This is a genomic window from Methanoculleus caldifontis, from assembly GCF_032842345.1.
GTDB classification, from domain to species: domain Archaea; phylum Halobacteriota; class Methanomicrobia; order Methanomicrobiales; family Methanoculleaceae; genus Methanoculleus; species Methanoculleus caldifontis.
In genome coordinates, this window is sequence record NZ_WBKO01000002.1 from 86,422 (window position 1) to 103,012 (window position 16,591).

Annotated in this window: 20 protein-coding genes; 7 read left to right on the top strand and 13 right to left on the bottom strand. The window is 62.5% G+C overall.

The features are described 5' to 3' along the window. Positions 1-63: 63 nt before the first annotated feature. A complete protein-coding gene (locus F8E02_RS09265) occupies positions 64-483 on the bottom strand; it encodes a pyridoxamine 5'-phosphate oxidase family protein (RefSeq protein WP_317065249.1) in 420 nt (139 codons plus the stop codon). 100 nt (positions 484-583) lie between these two features. Further along, a complete protein-coding gene (locus F8E02_RS09270) occupies positions 584-1,714 on the bottom strand; it encodes a hypothetical protein (RefSeq protein ID WP_317065250.1) in 1,131 nt (376 codons plus the stop codon). A gap of 80 nt (positions 1,715-1,794) precedes the next feature. On the opposite strand from F8E02_RS09270, the gene F8E02_RS09275 reads away from it, so the two are divergent. After that, complete coding sequence (locus F8E02_RS09275; protein ID WP_317065251.1) at positions 1,795-1,944, top strand: hypothetical protein; 150 nt, start codon at positions 1,795-1,797, stop codon at positions 1,942-1,944. A 79-nt stretch (positions 1,945-2,023) separates the two neighbouring features. On the opposite strand, the gene F8E02_RS09280 is transcribed toward F8E02_RS09275, so the two are convergent. The 3 genes from F8E02_RS09280 to F8E02_RS09290 form a co-directional block, all read right to left on the bottom strand. Then, positions 2,024-2,773, bottom strand: coding sequence for a hypothetical protein (locus F8E02_RS09280; protein ID WP_317065252.1), 750 nt, complete (start codon positions 2,771-2,773; stop codon positions 2,024-2,026). Positions 2,774-3,275: 502 nt separating this feature from the next. Continuing rightward, positions 3,276-4,301 (bottom strand): TIGR03557 family F420-dependent LLM class oxidoreductase, encoded by a 1,026-nt coding sequence (locus F8E02_RS09285; RefSeq protein ID WP_317065253.1) that lies wholly within the window; start codon positions 4,299-4,301, stop codon positions 3,276-3,278. Between the two features lie 259 nt (positions 4,302-4,560). Next, entirely contained in the window at positions 4,561-6,201 is a 1,641-nt protein-coding gene (locus tag F8E02_RS09290) for a GAF domain-containing protein (RefSeq protein WP_317065254.1), read from the bottom strand. Between the two features lie 216 nt (positions 6,202-6,417). Between F8E02_RS09290 and F8E02_RS09295 the strand changes: the two genes are divergently transcribed. Genes F8E02_RS09295 through F8E02_RS09305 form a run of 3 tightly spaced genes read left to right on the top strand, consistent with a single transcriptional unit; the run spans position 6,418 to position 8,277 of the window. After that, positions 6,418-7,098: a DUF169 domain-containing protein gene (locus F8E02_RS09295; protein WP_317065255.1), complete on the top strand. Its 681-nt coding sequence runs from the start codon at positions 6,418-6,420 to the stop codon at positions 7,096-7,098. 3 nt (positions 7,099-7,101) lie between these two features. After that, positions 7,102-7,938, top strand: a complete 837-nt coding sequence (locus tag F8E02_RS09300) for a DsrE family protein (RefSeq protein WP_317065256.1) — start codon at positions 7,102-7,104, stop codon at positions 7,936-7,938. Positions 7,939-7,947: 9 nt separating this feature from the next. Then, positions 7,948-8,277, top strand: a complete 330-nt coding sequence (locus F8E02_RS09305; RefSeq protein WP_317065257.1) for a DUF5400 family protein — start codon at positions 7,948-7,950, stop codon at positions 8,275-8,277. Between the two features lie 22 nt (positions 8,278-8,299). On the opposite strand, the gene F8E02_RS09310 is transcribed toward F8E02_RS09305, so the two are convergent. The 8 genes from F8E02_RS09310 to F8E02_RS09345 form a co-directional block, all read right to left on the bottom strand. After that, positions 8,300-9,109: an ABC transporter ATP-binding protein gene (locus F8E02_RS09310; protein ID WP_317065258.1), complete on the bottom strand. Its 810-nt coding sequence runs from the start codon at positions 9,107-9,109 to the stop codon at positions 8,300-8,302. A 102-nt stretch (positions 9,110-9,211) separates the two neighbouring features. Beyond that, complete coding sequence (locus tag F8E02_RS09315) at positions 9,212-9,961, bottom strand: DUF1673 family protein (RefSeq protein WP_317065259.1); 750 nt, start codon at positions 9,959-9,961, stop codon at positions 9,212-9,214. After that, positions 9,952-10,437 carry a hypothetical protein gene (locus tag F8E02_RS09320; protein WP_317065260.1) on the bottom strand — a complete coding sequence of 162 codons (486 nt, stop codon included), beginning with the start codon at positions 10,435-10,437 and terminating at the stop codon, positions 9,952-9,954. The genes F8E02_RS09315 and F8E02_RS09320 overlap by 10 nt, the downstream gene beginning before the upstream one ends. Continuing rightward, positions 10,434-11,144: a hypothetical protein gene (locus tag F8E02_RS09325; protein ID WP_317065261.1), complete on the bottom strand. Its 711-nt coding sequence runs from the start codon at positions 11,142-11,144 to the stop codon at positions 10,434-10,436. The genes F8E02_RS09320 and F8E02_RS09325 overlap by 4 nt, the downstream gene beginning before the upstream one ends. Then, on the bottom strand, positions 11,138-11,749 hold the full coding sequence (locus tag F8E02_RS09330; RefSeq protein ID WP_317065262.1) for a DUF1673 family protein: 612 nt from the start codon (positions 11,747-11,749) through the stop codon (positions 11,138-11,140). Before F8E02_RS09330 ends, F8E02_RS09325 begins: the two co-directional genes overlap by 7 nt. Continuing rightward, complete coding sequence (locus tag F8E02_RS09335; protein WP_317065263.1) at positions 11,746-12,351, bottom strand: DUF1673 family protein; 606 nt, start codon at positions 12,349-12,351, stop codon at positions 11,746-11,748. The genes F8E02_RS09330 and F8E02_RS09335 overlap by 4 nt, the downstream gene beginning before the upstream one ends. A 124-nt stretch (positions 12,352-12,475) precedes the next feature. Next, positions 12,476-13,237, bottom strand: coding sequence for a hypothetical protein (locus F8E02_RS09340; protein WP_317065264.1), 762 nt, complete (start codon positions 13,235-13,237; stop codon positions 12,476-12,478). Next, positions 13,234-13,680, bottom strand: coding sequence for a hypothetical protein (locus tag F8E02_RS09345; RefSeq protein ID WP_317065265.1), 447 nt, complete (start codon positions 13,678-13,680; stop codon positions 13,234-13,236). The genes F8E02_RS09340 and F8E02_RS09345 overlap by 4 nt, the downstream gene beginning before the upstream one ends. Positions 13,681-13,916: 236 nt before the next feature. Here F8E02_RS09345 and F8E02_RS09350 point away from each other — a divergent pair, with 236 nt between their 5' ends. The 3 genes from F8E02_RS09350 (at position 13,917) to F8E02_RS09360 (ending at position 16,586) form a co-directional block, all read left to right on the top strand. After that, entirely contained in the window at positions 13,917-14,495 is a 579-nt protein-coding gene (locus F8E02_RS09350; protein WP_317065266.1) for a TetR/AcrR family transcriptional regulator, read from the top strand. A gap of 38 nt (positions 14,496-14,533) precedes the next feature. Further along, positions 14,534-15,742, top strand: coding sequence for an aldo/keto reductase (locus F8E02_RS09355; protein ID WP_317065267.1), 1,209 nt, complete (start codon positions 14,534-14,536; stop codon positions 15,740-15,742). A 73-nt stretch (positions 15,743-15,815) separates the two neighbouring features. After that, positions 15,816-16,586: a DUF169 domain-containing protein gene (locus F8E02_RS09360; protein ID WP_317065268.1), complete on the top strand. Its 771-nt coding sequence runs from the start codon at positions 15,816-15,818 to the stop codon at positions 16,584-16,586. Positions 16,587-16,591 lie beyond the last annotated feature (5 nt).

Sequence of the window (16,591 nt, forward strand, 5' to 3'; positions counted from 1 at the left end):
GGCCTGACAGGGTGTGCCGGGGCCTCGTCCCCCTCTCCCGCCCCCTATCCCCCGGTGGGGCCTTCAGACGGATGTCTCCCAGCCCTGGCCCATATCGACGAGGGGCCGGACTTCCGTTACCTCGAACGTCACCGAGGCGTGGATCATCGCCGCCGCATCCTCGCCTGCGACACTGGCGATCTGTTTGCGGTAGGTCTCCAGCATCTCCCCGGAGGTCGCGTACTCCTTCATCCTCAGGTAGACCCGGAGCCCCTTCCAGTCCATGATCGTCTCTCCGCTCTCTACGATCGTGTAGACGGCGTTCGGGTTCTCCTGCAGGTACTCAAACGTGCGGTTCTTCCCGAGCCCCATGACGACGGTCTTCTCGTCGACCATCATCGGCGAGCCGAAGACCGCCGCGTCGGCCTTTCCTTCCCTGTTTGCGGTGCTGAGGATGCCGATCCTCGGCTGTTTGTTGAAGTAATCCATCAGTTTCGATGCCATGATTCATTTCTCCGGTCGATCCCGGATCTACGCTTCTGTTTAAAAAGGGTATGGGTTTCGAAGTCCTCCGGGTGAAGGAGGGGCTGCAGGAGCCGCGCCCTCAGATTGCCAGGAACTCCCCGGGTGCGAGGCTGGTGGCGAGCATCACCATGTTGATCTCCCGGTGCCCGGTCCAGGTGCCGGCTTCCTGGTTTCTCCGGTCCGTCCAGAACCCCTCGATTGCATCGGCAAGCGGCACATACTGCAGGAGAGCGTCCGCCCGCCGGGAGAGGGCCGGATTCTCCCGCACGCGCTCGGCAAGAGCACCGGCCGCCCGAAGCCCGATCGAGAGGCCGAGTTCGCGGAAGGCGAGGCGGTAGTCTGCAGGGTGCCGGAGGGTCCCGCCCCGTGCGAAGGCGGTGAGGCCCGCGAGAGCCGCGTCGAGGACGGAGGCCGGCAGGTCTTCGTGGATAGACCCGGCACGACCGAGCTGCGCCAGCCTCCAGGCGTCGAAGAGGAGGCCGCCGATCCCGAGCGGGTCGCTCGTGGCAAGGCCCCCTCCCCGGCAGATGCGGGCGATATCGGCGATCTCGGCCGAGAGAGCGGTCCCCCCGGCCGCCGCCCGGACCTCGCTGTAGGTGACGAGCCCGTCGAGCGGGTCGTGCTGCCCCATCGCCGGGACGAGCGGCCGCGAGAGGTCGACGCTCATCTTCCAGTACATGCTCTTCCCCCCGCCGGAGGGAGGTGTGTAGGTGAACGCTGCGTGGGCGGCCTTTGCAAGTTCCGTCGCCCACCGGACGTAGACCGGGTCGGCGGCGACCCGGCCCACACGGTTGAGCGCGTGCATCCACTTCGTCAGGTAGTGGTAGTACTGCCCGTCCCTGTCCCACTCCAGCCGTTCGTCGAACGGTTCGTCGGGCTTTCGTTCGGGGAGCGGTTTGCCGATCCGGAGACCGCCCCGGGTGGGATGGGCCTCGCCCTCCTCTTCGGGGAGCCCGCTGATCCAGCCCGTGCGAGGGTCGTCGTCGCGGTGCCGGCCGAGGGTGTGGTGCACCTGGTCGACGAGGCGGAGGGCGAGGTCGCGGTAGGCTCTGTCATTCGTCCGCCGGAAGAGTTCGAGGTAGTTGCAGACCGCATAAGCATCCGTCCAGAGGTAGCGCCGTGGGCGGGTCCGGGGTGGGTCAAGCCCGGTCAGACCGGCAAACTCTGCCATGAGGTCCCGGACGATCACGGTACTGGTATTCTCGGTCATCCCGTCTACCGGGATGCTCCAACAGTCTCTTAAGTGTTATCCCGGCAGTTAGATACGGCGGAGGGGCGCACAGGGGAGGTATGGCAGATGTTGCAGGCGAGTATGCCGCCGTCGGAGCGGTAATCGGAGCGGTCGTGGGAGTGATGCTTGCCGGAATACCCGGCGTGATTGCGGGCATCGCGGTCGGTGCGGTTACCGGATGGTATATCGGAAAGAGTGCCCGCAAGTAGTGTCGCGGGGTCTGTTGTGTCCGGGAGATGCCGGCGGTGCATTGCCCGTACCTCGCAAAAAAGCGTGGGAGCTAGGCATCTACGTGTTTGCCAGGACCGACGCCATGAGTACGCCGTACGCTGTCCTCATCTCATCGACGGCGTCTTCGTAGGTGTGAAATGCCTCCGGAGAGATCCACCCGTCTCTCTCGTATACGGAGAAGAAGGCGTCCGTCGCCGACCGGTACTCCGCGACGGCCACCATCATCGCCTGGTACTCCCCGGCAACTGCGGCGTTCCCGCCGGCGTGCAGGTAGGCTGTTGCGTTGAACGCCTCTGCTCCCGCCGCGAACCGGTCCATCCCCGCGCTGAACTTCTCTTTCTCCTCGACGTTGCCGAGAATGACGTACTTATATGACTCTCCGATCGACTCCAGCAGTTCTTCCTGCATCGCGAGGAGGGTGACGGCCGCAGCCGCGTCCCCGGAGAGGTCCCTGCCGTCATCGGGCAGCGTGGCACGGTAGACATCAGCAAACCGATCGAGGGCCGACCTCAACCGCCCGACGTCGTCCTCAAACGCCTGAAGGGTGGGAGCCGAGACGTTTCCGTTTGCCTCGTACTCCTCAAATACCGCAAGAGCAGAATACATCGCCGCTGTACGGGCCTCATCGGCCTTACCGTACTCTTCTTTCAGGAGTTTTCGCCCGGGTTCTCCGCTCGTGCCGATGATCTCCTGGATCTCGTCGTTCAGAGCGCCTGCCCGGATCATGCATACGAGGAACTCCATCTTCTCCTCCGTCTCGCCCGAGACGATGTACTCGAGCGCCTCGTTTCTTCCCTCGAGTATCATTACATGCATCCGGCCAGAGACCACCGCGCTATCTGCTGCGGCGTTGAGCGGCCCCGGAGGCCCGGCGGTTGCCGCAGAATCGGCAGCGGTGCATCCCGCTGCGGCGATCAGCACCAGAAGCAGGAAAGCCAGTAGAATACCGGTCGTCAAACTCCGCATGACCGAATATTCGCTCAGGAGCGGTAATAAGAACACCGATCTCTCCCACGCACTAAATACTTGTGAATACCTTTTTGGCGATGTGATTGCCCTGGCCTGGAGATCCGCACATCTATGTTCCGGATAGCAGGAGTGCGACCGTTCGTCGCTCCTCTATGAAGTTCGCCGGCAGGCCCCGACAGCACGCAGCGGCGATATCCTCCTGTGCCGCCTTTCATTGCCTCTGCTCCGGCACCGGAACCTGTGCAGACTTTCACCTGTCCGGCGTTCGGAAATGCCGGGATCGATCCGCGGAGCGAGGTCGTCTGCCGGTCCTGCAAAAAGAGAATCGCCGGCCCTCGCCTCACCGCGGCGCAGGACCCGGGCCGGGGACCATCCTGCCCTCGGACTCGACACGCGGGGGCTTGATCCCGAACTCCGGCAGGATGGTGTCATGTGCGAGGTTGATGAACCTCTCCTGGTCCGGGCCCACCTGGTGGAGCAGGATGCTGTCGTAGCCGATATCGGCAAGCTCGCCCACCTTCTCGATAATCTTCTGCGGGTCGGAGCTGCAGAGGACCTTCTTCGCAACATCGTCCGGCGTCACCATCTGCTGCATCTGCTCAAAGTGCGTCGGGGTGGGGACGATCCAGTTCAGTTCCCCTTTGTTTGCCGCGACGGGGAACCACTCGTATGCCGTGCGCTTCGCCTCGTCAACACTTCGGCCATAACAGACCGCGGTCTCGACCATGCACGATTTGCCCTCGCCGCCTGAAGCGCGGAACGTCTGGATGACCTCTTCCGGCTTCTGTTCGTAGTGGATGAGCGCGTCGCCGATCTCACCGGCGACCTCCGCCGCCATCGGCCCTTCCGCCGAGATCCGTATCTTCGGGAGCTGCTCGGGCAGTTCGAAGATCTGTGCGTTGTCGACGGTGTAGTAGTTGCCGTAGTAGTCCTTCATCCCGCCTTTCCAGAGTGTCCTGATGATATTCACCGCCTCCCGGAGCATATCGAGCCGCACCGGCGCGGACGTCGGGAAGATGCCCCCGATGATGTGCTCGTTTAAGCTCTCTCCCGTCCCGAGGCCGAGTTCGAACCTTCCCGGCATCATGCTCGCTGCGGTTGCAGCGGCCTGCGCGACGATCGCCGGGTGGTAGCGCATCAGCGGACAGGTCACGCCGGTGGAGACCTTGATCCGCGAGGTGGTCTGGGATATCCCGCCGATGGTGCACCAGGCAAACCCGGCATGTCCGTGGTTCGAGATCCACGGGAGGTAGTGGTCGCTGATGCTCACGAACGAGAAACCGGCATCCTCGGCAAGTCTTGCGTTGTGTACCAGTTCGGACGCACTGTGCGCCTCGGTGAAGAGTTTATAGCCAATCTCTACCATTCCTTCTCTCTCCTCGTTAGTTCCCCGTCCCCTGTCCGGAGGTGTCGGGTATGGGCGGCGAGAGATCGTCACCGGCCTTAAACGTTGCGTCGATCGCCGGATGAAGGGAGTGTCGCCTCGAATAGTCGGTTCTGTCTCTGAATGGAGCCTGCCCCGGAGATGGGGTGTCCCCGCACCCGTTCTCTCCCCGCACGAATCCGGAGCGGACGGAAGAAGTGAGGGTTGCCGGGGAACGCCCCGGTAAAGCAGGACGGACCGGCTACCCCCCTCCGGCATCCGTGTGCAGCGCCGTACCGAGCGCCCGGGCAAGCCTCGACCGTTCGAGGGCGATGCCGAGCTGGAGCCCGATGGAGGAGAGGTTCTCAAGGCTCGTCGGCAGATAGTGCTTCTCTTCTTTGCTACCCATATTCAGCAGGCCGACTACCCGGTCGGCGACCTTTATCGGGAGGATGAGCAGCGTGCGGACACCTTGCGCCCGGATGGCGGGGTCGATGAGGGCTTCGTACTCCGGCGTCCCGGAGAGCAGATACACGACGTTGCGCTCCCTGTATGCACGCTCAAAGAGTCCGTCGAAGACGCCCGATATGCACATCTTCCTGAGGCTCTCGGGCATGTTCCGCTGAACCCTCGGAACCATCTCGTCCCGATCGTCCTTGAGATAGACGCAGCCCATCTCAAAGCCCAGTGAGCCCATGGCCGCTTCGATGGACCGCTCAAGGATCGCCTCTTCATCGCTCGCGGTGTTCAGGATGGTGGAGACGGCGTTCATCGCGAGGAGCGTGTTGACGAACTCCGACCGCTCCCGGTCGAGCCGCTGCATCTTCAAGGCGCTTGCGATCTCGTCTGCGACGATCTCGACGCTCTCGATCTCCGTCGCACCGACGCCGGACTCAAGGAAGAGGAGCACGGCACCGACGGCCCGCTCCTCCTCGATGATCGGGACGGCGACGATGTAATCGATCGTGCTGCCGTCCCCTGCAGCCAGGCGGCGGAGAACGTCGTCCTCCATGGCTTCGGAGACGGTCTCAAGCGTTGCCATGCAGCCCGAGAGAAGGGACGAGACAGCTTTGAGCAGTTCTGCGGAGACCGGGAACGTGCTGTAGGCGACGCGCATGTCGGCCATCACGACGCTGCCCTGGACGAAGGGCACCAGACTCTCGCGAACCCCCTTCAGGGTCTCCTGCAGGAGTTCGGTCTCGCCTCCTGCGGTGCCAGCCGCCCTGATGATATAGAGAAGTGCCTCCATGTGCCTCCGGGTCCTTCTCCTGCTCGCAAGGTCCTCGCCGATGAGGACCCGGGCGCCGGGCGGATCTCCTGCGCCGGGGGAAACAAGAGTGAACCGGTAGGGCCGGTAGACCCCCGTCTTCTCCGCGAGGTCGAGTTCGATTGAGGTGGCGGCCCCGTTCGCCGACCGGTCGAGGTGCTCGAGCCTCGCGGCCTGGGACGGGTGGACCAGATCGGAGAACTTCGCTGCCCCTGGAAAGAGGGAGGCGAAAAGCCGGTTTCGGGCGAGGATCCTGAGATCCTTGCTCACCGTCAGAATGAGGGCCTCCGGGAGGTCAAGACTGTCTTCGAGTTCCGCCTCCCTGATCAGGAGGGCATGGAGTTCGAAAGCCGCCGAGGCGAGTGTTCGAAGACCACGGGGCGTGCCTTCCGTATCCTCGCGGATTGCTATTGCCGGACCATCCTCCGGCGCCTGCTTTACCATCCACAGTTTATTCCGCCCGATCTCCCGGAAATCGGCGATCCCCTTTGCGTGGAGCGTCCAGAGGTACTTGAGGACGGTGGCCCTGCTCTTTCCGATCCCCATGGAGATCTTGTCGAGCATGCACTCCTCGGGCGGGTGCGACCGAAGGTAGGCGATGATCAGGTGCTCGGTGTCCGCGAGGTCTTCCGTCATACTCTCCTCATGTTATACTATATGGTATAAATTTCACGGGACGATAAACGTATCTCCGGTCCACGGCTCGCGGTCAGCGGACCGGGGCAAGGTCTGGGGCGTTGGTGGCGGGCCCGTGCTCCAGCCCGGGGAAAGGTTCTTATAAAATATACTATACAGTATAGTTATACTAATTCGACAGCGCCCCGTGCATCCGGGGCGATAGTGAGGAATACCATGTCGCACGAGATGATCGCAAAGGAGTTACAGGGTCTGCTGGGGTTGAAGGGAAGCCCCGTTGCCGTAAAACTTGTAAAGACAGAGGCTGACGTGCCCGATGGCTACCCGAAGGTTCCGGAGAAGAGTAGGCACTGCCAGTTCGTGCAGGATGCCCGGCTTAAGGGCATGAAGGGATACGCGACCCGGACCGAGCACCTCTGCAAGGGTGGCGCGGGCGTGATGGGCATCGAACCCCTCCCGGAGGCGGTGGCGACCGGCAGCATGTATCACAACCTCGGCAATTTCAGGACGGCGGAGGGGGCGCTCGAAACGGTCGCCGCCATCCCGAAGTGCGCCGGAGATCACTACGCCTCCGTCTACTCGCCACTTGAATCGGCGGAGTTCGAGCCGGACGTCGTCGTCATCGTGGCGACCCCGCGGCAGGCGCTGAGACTGAGCCAGGCTTACCTTTATACCGACGGCGGCAGGTTCTCCTGCGACTACGCCGGGATTCAGTCCATCTGCGCGGACGCCGTCGTCGCCGTGAAGGAGCGCGGCGTGCCGAACCTGACGCTCGGCTGCAACGGCTCGCGAAAGAACTCGGGGATCGCCGAGGACGAGGTCATCCTTGGTATACCGCCGCGAAACCTCCCCGCGATCGTCGAGGCGCTCAAGGTGTTCGCGGAGAAGTGGGGATAAGGCATGGCACGAAGAATCCCGGCATATGGGATCAGGGCGCCGAACTCCTGCATCCTCGCGGAGAACGTCCTCCGGAACGCGGCCGAACCGGACGAGGAACTCCGGTTCGTGCTCAGCCCCGGCGCCGAGGAGGGCATGGATGCCGTGGCAGAGAAGTTCGGGTATACCCTGGAGGTCGGACGGAGCGGCGACGCCGTGGAGGCGCGGATGGTCCCGAACGGCAGAACGATGCAGGAGGTCGACGTTACGGGAGACACCTGCCCCGGCCCGGCGATCACGGTCGGCAACCTTCTTTCGTCGCTCCCGGTCGGGGAGCGGCTGAAGGTGAACTGCAAGAACCGTTCCTCGCTCGACGACATCGCCCGTGCGGTCAAGTCGACCGGCTCCCGGGTCGTCGGGGAGGGGACCAATGGGGAGCGGCACTACCTGATCGCGGAGAAGGCGGAGCGGCCGGCGGAGGGGGTGGTCGTAGCGAACCGGGACGCCGTGGTGATCGTCCAGAGCAACGGCATCGGTAACGCCGAGCGGGCCTACGCGACGTTCCTCTTCTCGAAGGTGGCGCTCTCGATGGGGAAGAAAGTGATCGTTTTCCTGCTCATGGACGGCGCGAGCATCGCGAAACGTGGGGCCACTATGGGCGTGAAGCACCCGGCCTTCGAGCGGCTCGACCGGCTCATGGACGAGGCGATCGGAGCCGGAGCGGCGATCTATGTCTGCGAGATCTCGGCACAGTTCCGGGGGATCGGCGAGAGCGACCTCGTTCCCGGCGTGAAGATCGCAGGGGCCGCGACCTACCTCGACCTCGTCAGCAACCCGGCCCATGCGGTTGTGAACTTCTGAGGTGAGAAGATGGACATGACCTATCTCGTCATCGCCCTCGCGGTCCTCGCAAGCAGCCTCGTCACCGGGTTCATCACCTTCCGGATGCTCGGGATGCGCCTTGCGCCGCACTTCGCGGCGCTCGCGCTTGCCCTCCTCGCCACCCTCGCCGCCGTCGCGACCGGGCTCTTTGCGCTCGTCCTCGCGGCCGCCGCCCTGCAGATGCTCGCGGCGGTCACGGCATACACTCAGATCTGGCCGACGCTGAAGTACTCCTTCCAGACGTCGCCGGGTTACGCGCCGCACCTTGCCCTCGTGACAATGCTCCCCGTCCTTGCCCTCGCAGCAGTCGTGCTGTAAGGGTTCTTATTTTTACAGCCGCTCAGTAGCCTGTCGCGTAGTAGTAGCCGTCTTCTTCCCTGACGCGGACCGGAACCCGGAAAAGCCCGCCGATGGCATCGTCGGTCAGGACTTCCCCCTTTTCGCCGTCCATCCGGACGGCGCCGTCCCGTATCAGGACGACCCGGCCGATCTCAGGGATGATGTCGGGGAGGCTGTGCGTTACGAGGATGATGCCGGTGCCCGATTGCGCGATCTTTCGGAGGGTCTTTCTGAAGGTGTGGAGCGCGTGGAGATCGAGGCTGTTCGTGGGCTCGTCGAGGACGAGGGTGCCCGGGTCGTGGACCAGCGCCCGCCCGATCAGGAGCCTGCGACCCTCGCCCGAGGAGATCTCCGTCATCGGGCGGTCGGCGAGATGAGCGACCTCGAGGAATTCGAGGATCTCGTCGGTCTTTTGCTCCATTTCGGGCGTCACCTCATGGGAGAGGAAGAGCCCGATGCTCGAGAAGAACCCCGAGAGCACGACCTCGCGACCCGATACTTTGCGGGTGAAGGTCTGCTGGAGGTCGCCGGAAACAAGCCCGATATAGGACCGGAGGTCAAAGGCGTCCCACCTGTCCTGCCCCCTGAACCTGAAGACGACCTCTGGGCCCGGAGAGGAAGGGTAGTACTCGCGGGTGATCGCCCGGATGAGCGACGACTTTCCGGCACCGTTCGGGCCGAGAATGGCGATCTGCTCTCCTTCGCGGATGGTGAGCGATACCTGGTCGAGGAGTCTTCGGCCGCTCCGGACGACGCTGACGTTCCGGAACTCGATCAGAGGTTGGAGGGAGCATCGAGAGCCGTCAGTCATGCCGGCCGCTCCGTCGGGTGGGATTTGTGGGGAAAGTATCTGACATGGAACTCATCGAATATCTTGCTGTGATATTGGGCTGTTGTCCTCAAAAGGTATCCTTCATCGTTGCGGGGCGCCGAGCAGCGCGGCAACCCTCTCCGGATCGTCCGTGTAGACATGGAGGAACCCGGCGGGTTCCAGCTTCACTCTGACGTAGCCGGGATACCGCAGACCGATCAGGGCGCGATAGAGCCACTCCAACATAAACACCGTCCAGCCGACCGCCAGGAGAACCTGAAAGCCGAGATAAGGGTCGGTAACAGGACCGCCCGGGTAGCGCATCAACCCGTTCCCTACGGTGGCAAAGAACATCACTGCAGCCATGAGGATCAGGAGCAGTGCGGATGCCCACTGGGGTATGGGCAGGTAGGGCTGTTTCACCTCGACCGACCGGATCGTATCCTTTCCAAAGACAAGTGGCCGGGCACGCGATCTCCGGACGATGACGGAGTTTCCGGAGGATTCTACTACGGTTCGATACGGATCGAAGCAGATGCGCCATGCGGCCCACGCCAGAAGGGAGACGGCCAGGGAGGTAAAGGTGAGCCCGGGCCACAGGGAGGGGATCAGGATGGATACCACGAGGAGGAGAAGGAAAACCAGGACAGCGAACGGCATCAGCACAAAGAAGCGAGGACTGGTGTACTCCACGAATACATCCTCCACCACCTCCCGGCTGCTGTCCGCCTCCATCCCGGTCTCAACCTCATCGCCCGGCGCGGCGTACCGCCGCCGGCAGGCTCCGGCCGCCGCTGCGTTCGGGCACCAGCCCATCCACCGGCGTATCGCTTCAGCGAACCTCATCGACATGCGGATGCCTCCCCACCGAAGTTTGCACGGTAGATCTCCTTCCGGTGGAAAAGGTAAATCACCATGATGATGATCCCGCCGACAAGCGTCGCCGCCCCCCAGGTCAGCGGCCGCCAGGTGACGATATCGCCAAGCAGCGTCTCCCTCTCGAAGCTGCTCCCGGCGCGGATACTCTGCGCATCGTAATACACCGCAACGGCGGAGAGGACGACGAGAAGCGGGAGGAACTCCCGCTGGTAGACGACCGGGAAGAGCCATGCGAGAGCAATGAGGATCAGCAGCATGTTCTCCTGGTAGCCGCTCCGGTCTCCGCCTGCAGTGCCAGCCGGCTCCGGGGCAGGGTTTGGCCCCGGGTTCCTTCCCTTCCAGGCATTTTCGTAGCCCGCTTCCGCGCTCGCGCGCCGGACGGGTCTGACGGCGTCGGCGTTCGGGCACCAGCCGAGTTTCTTCCGGATATACTCCAGAAATACTGTCATCCGGCTACCCCCAGCATTCGGGCAACCCGTTCGGGGTCATCGGTGTAGATTGTGGCGATCTTCTTCTTTGTCGTTATCGTCAGGGTTCGCGGGTAATGTGTCCGCACGTAAGTGCGGTAGAAGATCACGGGGAAGAAGACCGCGCCGCCAAGCCCGAAGATAAACCGCATGGAGGTCGGGTTATCCCATCCGTGGTATATACCGGCGGCCGCCGATACGAGAAGCGCCGCCAGCGCCGCCAGCGCCGTCGCAAGGAGCCAGGAGGGGGCGGGGAGTTTGTTCTCGTTCACCTCCGCCTTCACGACGGCACTCTTCGGGATGACGACGGGCCGAAAGAGCGGTCGCCTGATGGTGATCGTCTCTGAAGATATCTTGATGTGGGCCCTTCGCATGACCCCGTACAACTCCGCACCGGAGAAAGCCAGCAGAAGAGCCAGCAGGATAAGGCGCCATGCAGAGGTTGTCACAGCGAGGCATACGATGAACAGAGCGCCGGCAACAATCAGAATAAGGTACATTGCCGGGGTGCCGATCGGGCCGTAGTCAACCAGTGCACCCTCCACCACCTCCCGGCCCCCCTCTCTCGCCGTACCGACTCCGACCTCGCCCTCCGGCGCGGCGTATCGCCGTCTGCAGGCTCCGGCGGCTGCCGCGTTCGGGCACCAGCCCATCCATCTCCGTATCGCCCCGGCGAATCTCATCAGCATACGGGCTCCTCCCGCGTCGCCGCATCCAGGGCATACATCGACCCTTTCTCTGCGATCAGGGTAGTGCGGTGCCGCCGCTCCCAGAGGAGCGTGACGCCGTACTGGGCCCAGCCGAAGAGGCTCAAGGCCAGCGTGAACCTGACGATCCAGCCGGACATACCGCTCAGGACAAAATAACCAATAAAGGCGACGAGAATAACGGCGGCTGCCGGCATGCTCAGGCGCCGGATGATGCGCAGTCTTTTACTCATGTTGGCCCGGATGAACTCACCGGCAACAACCCGCGCATACTGCTTCCGGCAACCGAGCAGGAAGCCGATGAACCCTCCCACCCCGATGCCGAGGCCCGTCCACAGGGTCGGGTACCCCGGAGTATCCTCGATCAGGAGAAGTGCTGCCGCTGCCGCCGCTGAGAAGGCTACCGCTGTAACCAGCAGCTGGTTGTGGTAGCGGTTCCACCAGCCGGGCCCGGTCCGGGAGAGGCCGTCCCCTCCGCCCGGCGCCGCGACCGTCGCCGGATGCACCGCTGGATTCACCCGCATCGATCCTGCCATGGGGCACCAGCCCATCCACCTCCGTATCGTCTCGGAGGCCTTCATTATCATGCGCGTTCACCCTCCGTTGCCATATCCAGGGTATATACCGACCCCCACTCCGCGATCATGATCGCCCGGTGCCGTCGCTCCCAGAGGATCGTGAGGCCATACCAGGTCCAGAAGATGAGGCTTGCGCCCAGCACGAGCGCGATAACCCGGTCGAACATCCCGCCCAGAACAAGATACGCCACACCGACAGCGAAGACAACGGAGAGCACCGGCACCTTCAGATACTGAACAATGCGCTGTCTTCGGGTCATGTTCTCCCTGCGGAGCTCGCCGGCTGCAACCCGCGCGTACCTGGAGCGGTAACTGAGCAGAGAGCCGAGGAGCGCTCCTACCCCGATGCCGAGGCCCGTCCACAGGGTCGGGTACCCCGGAGCATCCTCGATCAGGAGAAGTGCTGCCGTTGCAGCCGCCGAGAAGGCTACCGCCGTAACCAGCAGCTGGTTGTGATGGCGCCTCCACCACCCGGGTTCGACCCGGAGGAGGGCATCCTGCCCGCCCGCCGTTGCGACTGTCGCCGGCCGCACCGCGAGATCCGGTCGCATCGATCCAGTCATGGGGCACCAGCCCAGGTATGCCCGGATCGTCTCCATAAAAGGCATCATACCATCTCCCGGATTTTTTGTCTGCCCGCTGCCATTTCCACCAAAATGGATTTGTTGTGGATTCGCACCCAGAATATGTCCCGGACGGGTGTGCAAACCAGATCCATCGTCCCATGAGTTATCATCAATCTGTTCCCTCCAGTGTGCGTCGCCGTTCCCAGATGTAGAAGATGGGAAAAGAAACGATACCAATAAGCACGATTGCCTGGAGGAGGGGGACAATAGGATACCCCAATGCTAGGTAGCGCAGAAGAAAGATCATGGCTACTATGAGGTAGAAGACAACTGATCGCGCAACGGTGACGCGTTGAACACCACCGTCGGTGAAGACAATGCGTGTCAGGAACAGGCTGATGACGATAAGGACGGGAAGCCAGTAGATCTGGCTGATAGAGTACGCAAGGGATGTGTAGAGGTAGATTAGGAAGATTATAGCGAGAAGGACGGCATCGAACACTTTCTCGATGGCAGTTCCTCTCCGCTTCGTTTTCTTCTCTCTGTTTCTTGACCCGAGGGCGTGATGGAGGATGCTCACAGGATTGGGATCGGTCAGATGCTCTTTTCGCCTGTACCACACCACGGTGCAGAAGACTACTACAGTGATCGCCAGTGGCAGGGGAAACAACAGAAATGCCGGTATTGGGAGATAGCCAGTCGTAATGACGAAAGCAGTGATGATGACCAAGATCCAGAAGACTGCAGTTGAGCGCCAGAATTCTTCTTTGACGATGGAATCGATCTTCATACTTATACCGCCTATGCGCCGTTGGCCGTCATGTGGAGTGTCCCCGCGCATGCCGGGTCCCGGCTGCATCTGCCGATGGATCTGCCCCTCCGCGGGGCACCAGCCCAGGTATGCCCGGATCGTCTCCATGAGGGGCATCATACCATCTCCCGGAGTTTCGCAAAGAGTTCGTCGGCCATACGGGTCGGGTCGTCGGTCTTCGTGAGCGTAATCCCCAGCTCGTCCGCGTAGTTCCAGAGGAGTTCGATGCATTGGGTGTAGCGCCGGCACGCGCCGCAGTCGCCCTCGTGCTCGTACCAGACCTGTACCCCGCGGTCTGCCGAGATAAAGACGATCGCAGCCGTATCGAAGGGAACGGAACGGCCGAAGAGGACGCCTTTCTCCGCGTTCAGGCGCTCGACCTCGATCTGGTTCGCGTGCGCCATCTCGACGAGCGTCTCCTCGACCTTCCGGTCCATGGCAAGCAGCGCCTTCGAGACCGCCTGGCGGGATATGCTGAAGCGGTCTGCGATATGGATGTTGGCAAGGCCGCTGCGGCGGAGTTTCCAGAACGCGAACTGCCTGTCGTCCAGGGAGAGAGGCATACGTCAACATTGGCGGGTTGACTATATAGGTGATTCGATCTATTCCCTCTCAAACTTATCTGTGAACGCGTCCGGGTGCCGGGAGAGACCGGCATCCCCGCCGCTACCTTTTCTGCTTATGGAAACGCTCTGGACCACGTATACAGCCGCACAAAAGGGAAGCCTTAACTATTCGTAGATCACTAGAGTGATTGGTCAATCCAGATTGACCGGTCACTCTAACGAGGCACACCCGTATGGCCGAAGACAGGAACGATAAGAAGACAGCCATCGCCGCCACGGCGGTCAGGCTCTTTACGGAGAGGGGATTTCACGGCACCCCCACGTCGCTCATCGCGCGCGAGGCCGGCGTCTCGAACGGGACCCTCTTCCACTATTTCCCGACAAAAGAGGAGCTCATCAACTTCGCCTACTACGAGATCAAGAGCCGGATGGCGGGAGAGATCGGCGGGGGAGTCGAGGAAGAGCGGACAGACAGGGAGAAGATGTGGAGAATGTGGCGCAACGCGATCCTCTGGGGAGTCGATCATCCCGACGAGTATCTCTTCGTCCAGCAGTTCTGTTCGTCCCCGTTCATCAGGAAGCTGCCCCCCGAGGAGATCCTGAAGAACGCCCCGGCCGCATTCGAGGTGCTTGCCGGGACCATCGAGAAGAGCTGCCTGAAGGGCATGCCGATCGAGGTTGCCTTCTCCGTCATATGCTCTCCGATCGATGCGGTTGTCAGGTCGATCGTCAACTCGGACGGAGACCTCGATCGGGACCGGCTGATCGACACTTCGTTCGGAATCGTGTGGAGAGGCCTGACGGGCGAGTAACGGGCTCTCCTGGTTCGAGAAAAAAAGAGGTACCAACTATGCTGTATCGGACGATGAAGAAGACCGGCGACGAACTCTCGGTGCTGGGCTTCGGCTGCATGAGGCTGCCGAGAAAGGGCATGGGCATCGATGAAGAACGGGCGGTTAACCAGATCAGGTACGCCGTCGACCACGGGGTGAACTATCTCGACACCGCGCTGATGTACCCCGGAAGCGAGCAGTTGCTCGGCCGGGCGCTCGCCGACGGCTACCGGGAGAAGGTCAAACTTGCGACGAAACTGCCGCACATGCTCGTCACATCCCGCGAAGATATGGACCGGATGCTCGATCTCCAGCTCAAGACCTTGAAGACCGACCATATCGACTACTACCTGATCCACAGCCTCACAAGCGGCGAAGGCTGGGGAAAGATGAAGAGTCTCGGGGTCGCGGACTTCCTCGATGCGGCGAAGGCGGACGGGCGTATCGTGAACGCGGGTTTTTCCGCGCACTGCGCTGTCGGGACGTTCAAGGAGATCGTCGACGACTACGACTGGGACTTCTGCCAGATCCAGTACAACTACTTAGACGAGATGAACCAGGCGGGGACCGAGGGACTCATGTATGCGGCTTCAAAGGGGCTCGGCGTCGTCGTCATGGAGCCGCTCCGGGGCGGCTACCTTGCGGGGAACCCGCCGGCGCCGGTGCAGGCCGTCTGGGACGAGGCCGACGTGAAGAGGACGCCGGCGGAATGGGCACTCCGCTGGATCTGGAATCATCCGGAGGTCACGGTGGTCCTCTCGGGGATGAACGAAGAGCAACATATCGAGGAGAACATCCGAATCGCCAGCGAAGCCTGCCCGAACTCCCTCACAGAGAAAGAGCTCGAGATCGTCGACCGGGCGGCGGAAGCCTACCGTGAGACGAACCGGGTCGGCTGCACCGGGTGCCGGTACTGCATGCCCTGCCCCGCGGGCGTCAACATCCCCGGATGCTTCGAGGCCTACAACACCGACGGGGGAACGCTCCAGTCGAAGGTCATGTATCAACTCCGGGTTGGGGGGAAGATGGACGGGGCGACACCGGCGTATGCGTCGCTGTGCAAGAACTGCGGCAAGTGCGTGAAGGTATGCCCCCAGCACCTCCCTATCCCGCAGCACCTCAGCGAGGTCGCGAAGGAGTACGAGACCTTTGGCGCCCGGCTCATCGGGGGCATAACGGTATACGCCCTCAGGCTCATGCGCTGGAACACGATGAGGAAAGCCTGAACGGGCAGGAGAGAGGGGGCCGTCCGGAAGGCGGATCAGAATATTAATCCCCGCCGCCTCCAGACAGGGTCATATGGATACAGCACTGCGCGACACCTACATCGAACTCCACGAGAGGTACTTCCCGGGGACCGAGCTTCCCGTCGCCTTCGAGGTCGGAGGCGCCACCGACGGGGTGGAGAAGGCCCCCGCCCCGAAGGGTTGGAAGTGCTTCGTCTGCGACCTCACGAAGGTCCGAAAAGGGACGAGCCTTGTCTTCGACGAGGATTCGATCGGGTGCCGCGGAGGGCGGTTCTACCTCGGTTACGACGCCGAACGGTTCCCCGGCTTCCGCTACTTCCTCTCCTACGGGAAGCCCGGCGAGATGGAGGGGGAGCGCTACAAGCAGACGCCGGAGATCGTCGACGACCTCGACCGGGGGACCGCCCGGATACCCACGAAGGGCAAAAGCATCGTCTTCAAGCGCTGGGACCGCCTCACGGAGAGAGACAACCCCGACGCCGTCGTCTTCTTCGCCCGCCCGGAGGTGCTCTCCGGTCTCTTCACGCTCGCGAACTTCGACCAGGCCGACCCGTACGGTGTCGTCTGCCCGTTCGGCGCCGGGTGCAGCTCGGTCTTCTCCTTCCCGTGGCTCGAGCAGCAGAACGAGAATCCAAGAGCGGTGCTCGGGATGTTCGACCCCTCGGCACGGCCCTGCGTCCCGCTGGATACCCTGACGATGGCCTTCCCGATGAAGAAGTTTACGAAGGTGGTAGGCTATATGGAGGAGAGTTTCCTCACGACGGGCGCCTGGGAGAAGGTGATGAAGAAGGTTGCCCGGAGCAACGCGCTTCATTCACCCTGAAAATG